The following is a 577-nucleotide window of genomic DNA, read 5'->3' on the forward strand; positions in this document are numbered from 1 at the left end:
GATTCTGATGCTGGTACTGGCCCCGGCATGCGCACTGGTGCAGGCCTGCGCTGCAAACGGCGCCAGCACGCCGCAGCTGAGCAGCACCAGCAGGGGGCAGCGGCGGCCGATGCCACTGAAGAATGGAAATTTCATCATGTAGTTACCTCTGCCTTTCTGCTCTGCGTGCAGAGCTATCGGTAGGTGGCGGTGATCACCGCCTGCCCTTCCACCACGCCACCATGGAACGTGCCCGCCTCACGGTAGTAGCGCGCGGCCAGGGTGATGTTCTGCCGTCCGTTCTGGGTGAGCGGAATCGTCCAGGTCTTGCCCAGCTCTACCGGCACGCCTTCGCGAAGCAACTCCACACGCACCGCACCTGCGGTGCTGTTTGCAGTCGGCGCCAGACGGCTGCCGGTATTGCCCGGAAGGTTGGCATCGGTCAGCACCATCTCAACCGGGAAAGCACCGTTGCAGTTCATGGCGACATCGAAACTGCGTTCGCCCGTATGACTGCCGCTGGCGGGAAGATCGACCGCAGCGACGTCCAGAAGTTTCACGGGTGTATCAGACAGCTGGCTGGTGGGAACCTTCAGGT

General features: G+C 62.6%; 1 protein-coding gene. It reads right to left on the reverse strand.

Annotated features, from left to right (window positions below):
- Nucleotides 1–173 precede the first annotated feature (173 nt).
- On the reverse strand, nt 174–577 hold a 404-nt coding region (locus tag ACFC0D_RS38555; RefSeq protein ID WP_376446778.1), incomplete at its 5' end, for a fimbrial protein.

The sequence above is a fragment of the Streptomyces sp. NPDC056222 genome, from assembly GCF_042264065.1.
In the GTDB taxonomy this organism is placed as follows: domain Bacteria; phylum Actinomycetota; class Actinomycetes; order Streptomycetales; family Streptomycetaceae; genus Streptomyces.